Raw genomic sequence first — 4,026 nt, forward strand, 5'->3', positions numbered from 1 at the left:
CCTTGAAAGTGTTAAGAATACTGCAATTCCAGTCAATATTATGGTTTTTATATGGATAATTGTCACTGTTGGGATTGAACGTATGAATAAATACTGCATCTTGTCCAGCGTCATTCAAGTTAATTAACACCCAAGATTGGTATGGTTTATTAAATGTTTCAAGTTCCTTTAATAAGTTATTGTATAAAGCCATATGTGCTTTTACATGTTCTTTTCTAAATCTCACACTATCATTACCGATTCCCAAAAAATCAAGATGTCTATGCCAAAAATCGAACCACTCATCAAGTTGAATGTCACATGTATTTACTTCTGTTTGTTTCCATAGTTCACGAAAATAACGTTTCTTTCCTCGGAATTTTTTCAATATATACCTCCTAAAGAAATTGAAATCTACAATGTCATTTTTGACAGATATATCCTTGTTCAACAATCCTACACGTTAGTACAATAACACCTAGCCAAGATACTCTTTTAAATTACCTTTATCCCATTCAATTATTAACATTTCAACATCAAATCCAAAAATTTGAGGTTTACTGACTAATCGTTTTAGTACATCTTTCGCCTTTGCTTCCTTTACCGAAAGTAAATGCGTGGCAGAACAATATTTAACATAGTCATTTGAGTGTTCCAGCAACTTTTCTAATTCATCAATCCCATTGCTTCCAAGACTTTTTAATTTTTTAAAGTTTTTGAAATTCTTATCATATAATCGATTTGTCTTTCTTGAATTTTCGACAACCTCAAATGCAGCTACACCATATTCAATTGCTGATTTTATACATTTTTCTACCAAAGTATTAATTTCCACAGATAAACCCTCTCCATCGAACTTAATTCTATTTGCTTATTTCCTAATTAACTATCCTTATTAAACAATCTGCTTCGTTAGTTGAAGAAGCAAGGAGTCATTTTACGAAAAATAGACCCATATAGCGAATGCACCGATTACTACTGGAATAAGTGATAACAACAGAAGAATTATTTTCGTTAAAATGTAAGATTTACTTGCTATTTTGTGAAAAAGAATCATATCCTGTTCTGCCCAAGAAGCATATGTATCATCTCTTATCCATTTCCACTTCTTAACTTCCTTCAAATGTGCCTCTTCAGTATATTTTAACAAGACCCATATGAAAAAGATTATTCCAGGAATTAAAAACAATAATCCAACAACTAAAGCGTCCATTATGTCATTTCCTTTTTATCATTCTCTTTTTCTATACGTTCTCCAATTAATAATGTTTCAATCGTTATTTAACAAACCTGTTCCGTTACTTCAATAAGAAAAAGCCGCCAAATGGCAGCTGGATAATCTTCAACTCTTGCACACGATTGCTTAAAAAGAAATCACGTTTTTTTGAATTTTTCCCCAATAAAAACCAGACCAAAAGATACTCCTAATGCAACTGAAAAGGCGGTACGAACGTTTAAATTATCATCAAAAATTGCATTTACTATCACATTTATTATGAAAAAAACTAAAAAACTCAGCATAAATTTATATAATCGTTTCATTATAATCCCTTCTAAGATAATCCCTTTTATTCACATCAAGTTTCTTCCTTTTATCCTAATTGTTCTAATTGTATATTTCACTAGGTAATTAATCCTAAATCACTCTTCAACTAATCTGCCACGTTACTTCAATAAGAAAAGCCGTCAAAATAGCAGTTGGATCTTTCACTTTTGCACCCCGTTATTTGTGAGGTAATGGTTTTTCAGGACGATTCGGGCAGTATTCACAATCAGGGTCACTACATTTGGATTCAGTCCAGTAATTACATTTAGGACAAAAATATGCATCGAAATCTTCATTGTATACTAAATTAAACTCACATTTAGAACAAAATTGCTCTTGTTCAATATGACCATAAAATTCAAAGCCATCAATTATTACTTTATCATCATCTTTTACTTCTATTTTCATAAATAGCCTCCAAAATTAATTAACGCACCTGGTATCTTAACAAGGATTTAGTTAAAATATAAATATTTTAACAATAATTCTCTAGCCTTTTCATTGTTCATATATTCGTCGTAAAACGTTGGATAATTAGAGATGTTTTCTTCTAAAAACCGATATTGTTCAAAGATGCCAAAGAAAGATAAATGAAGCCAATCTATCTGACCTTGCGGAATTTTACTTTCATTTCCCCTGAAGACTTTGCTTAAACATCCAGCTATGTTCATCCAATAGGAGTTCAGATCGGCGTTAAGGCAATCCTCTTTGGAAAAATTTCTTTTGAAATCTTTTTGCATTTTAGTTGTATCGTCATAAGGAAAAGGATTAATAACAATTTGTTGCATAGACTTCAATTCTTCAAAAATTTGCGTTTTATCTATATCAAACACCACCAAATTTGAAATATTACATATTTTATTTTACCATTTCTTATTCCACTAACCTGCCCGTTCGTATTATAAGGTTAACCAGAATGCTAAATATTTCTGGTTGACCTTATTTATTTTGGTCTTATTATATCAGTAAGCCAGGGTAGAACGTAACTGCCCGTGGGGCTTTGACCCCGTCAGCTAAACGGTTCGCCCCCTACTTGTAGAAACATGATTGAGGCTGGTTGGGACTTAGATCTCGTATAACAAGCGAAGCTGTGATACTGCATGGAGGATTAGGGGTTACTGGCAAATTACGAGTTTAGGAGGGGATTTTAGAATGAATCCAGTCATTGGTCTGGATGTTTCAAAAGGGGAAAGTCAAGTTCAGGCATTTTTAGATAAAGGCAAACCATACCGTAAGAGTTTTAAAATTTCTCATACGATAGAAGGTCTTGATTTACTTGTAGAGTTTCTGGAGGTGGTCAAGAGAGAAACTGGTAAGAAACCACCTATTGTTCTAGAAGCGACAGGACATTATCATTCCTCTGTTGTTCAATACCTGGAGGACCGTGGGTATTTATTGATAATCATTAATCCATTGATTTCTTATAAGGCTAAAAGTTCAAGTCTTCGAAAAGTAAAGACAGATGCGATAGATGCTTACCATCTCTGCGAGCTGTTTTACAAGGAAGATTTAGAGCCGTATAAGAAGCGTGGGGTGCAGCTATTAAACCTTCGGAATCTTACAAGACAGCACGAAAATATTACTGGTGTATTGATTCAAACAAAGCTACAATTTCAAGCGATTCTAGATCAGGTCTTCCCTGAATACAGAGGTGTTTTTGGTGACTTATATTCGGTCGTATCACTATTAACTCTTTCAGAGTTTCCCTCATCTGAAGATATTTTAGAGGCAAGTGAAGAAACAATAGCCGACAAAATCGCTGAATTATGTAAAAGGCGTTCCTATCGATGGGCTAAAGAAAAAGCTACTCAGCTCAAGGCTGCAGCAAATCGAAATCCGTTTGAAAAGACCGTTTATCAGAGCCATATTTTAAGTCTAGGTATGTATATCAATATTATTCTTCAATACAAAGAGCACCTATCCAAGTTAGAGTCTGAGATAGATGCCCTCGCTAAAGAAGTTGAAGAATATAATATTATCAAATCTATCCCTGGTATCGGAGAAAAGATCGCTGCAACGATCATTTCAGAAATTGGGGAGATAGATCGATTTACTGATCCTAAAAAGCTGGTAGCTTTCGCTGGAGTGGATCCTAGTGTATTTGAATCTGGTAAGTTTACAGCCACCAAAAATCGAATCACAAAAAGAGGATCCAGCAGGCTTCGTCACGCATTATATATGGCTGTTCGTTGTGCGATACGTGACTGTCGTAAGAGCAAAACAAGCGATGAAATCATTCCACGAAATAAGAAATTACGAGAGTTCTATGATAAGAAACGTGAGGAAGGAAAACCTTTTAAAGTAGCTGTTATAGCTTGTGTAAATAAGCTCTTACACTGGGTATTTGCCCTTTTAAAAAACAAAACGACTTTCCAAGATATAGCTTAGAATCAAAATTAAACTAAATAACACAAAACTTTCCAACAACAGACAATTGGAAGGTTATTTGTCATGCACATTTTTAGTATAGCATGAGATATTTCAAGTTTTTATTGAAAAAT

General features: G+C 33.8%; 7 protein-coding genes. 1 reads left to right on the forward strand and 6 read right to left on the reverse strand.

From position 1 onward, the window contains the following. The 6 genes from V7659_RS23830 to V7659_RS23855 all read right to left on the reverse strand — a co-directional run. A partial coding sequence (locus V7659_RS23830; protein WP_335542634.1) for a hypothetical protein occupies nt 1-367 on the reverse strand: 367 nt, incomplete at its 3' end. 90 nt (nt 368-457) lie between these two features. Then, a complete protein-coding gene (locus tag V7659_RS23835) occupies nt 458-814 on the reverse strand; it encodes a hypothetical protein (RefSeq protein WP_335542635.1) in 357 nt (118 codons plus the stop codon). A 102-nt stretch (nt 815-916) separates the two neighbouring features. After that, nucleotides 917-1,192, reverse strand: coding sequence for a hypothetical protein (locus tag V7659_RS23840; protein WP_335542636.1), 276 nt, complete (start codon nt 1,190-1,192; stop codon nt 917-919). A gap of 161 nt (nt 1,193-1,353) precedes the next feature. Then, complete coding sequence (locus tag V7659_RS23845) at nt 1,354-1,521, reverse strand: hypothetical protein (protein ID WP_335542637.1); 168 nt, start codon at nt 1,519-1,521, stop codon at nt 1,354-1,356. A gap of 181 nt (nt 1,522-1,702) precedes the next feature. Continuing rightward, nucleotides 1,703-1,933 carry a hypothetical protein gene (locus tag V7659_RS23850; RefSeq protein WP_335542638.1) on the reverse strand — a complete coding sequence of 77 codons (231 nt, stop codon included), beginning with the start codon at nt 1,931-1,933 and terminating at the stop codon, nt 1,703-1,705. Nucleotides 1,934-1,980: 47 nt separating this feature from the next. Further along, nucleotides 1,981-2,313, reverse strand: coding sequence for a YxiJ family protein (locus V7659_RS23855; RefSeq protein ID WP_420491765.1), 333 nt, complete (start codon nt 2,311-2,313; stop codon nt 1,981-1,983). 364 nt (nt 2,314-2,677) lie between these two features. Here V7659_RS23855 and V7659_RS23860 point away from each other — a divergent pair, with 364 nt between their 5' ends. Beyond that, nucleotides 2,678-3,913 carry an IS110 family transposase gene (locus V7659_RS23860; RefSeq protein WP_335542639.1) on the forward strand — a complete coding sequence of 412 codons (1,236 nt, stop codon included), beginning with the start codon at nt 2,678-2,680 and terminating at the stop codon, nt 3,911-3,913. The last annotated feature ends 113 nt before the right edge of the window (nt 3,914-4,026 follow it).

It is taken from the genome of Neobacillus drentensis (assembly GCF_036966985.1).
In the GTDB taxonomy this organism is placed as follows: domain Bacteria; phylum Bacillota; class Bacilli; order Bacillales; family Cytobacillaceae; genus Neobacillus; species Neobacillus drentensis_E.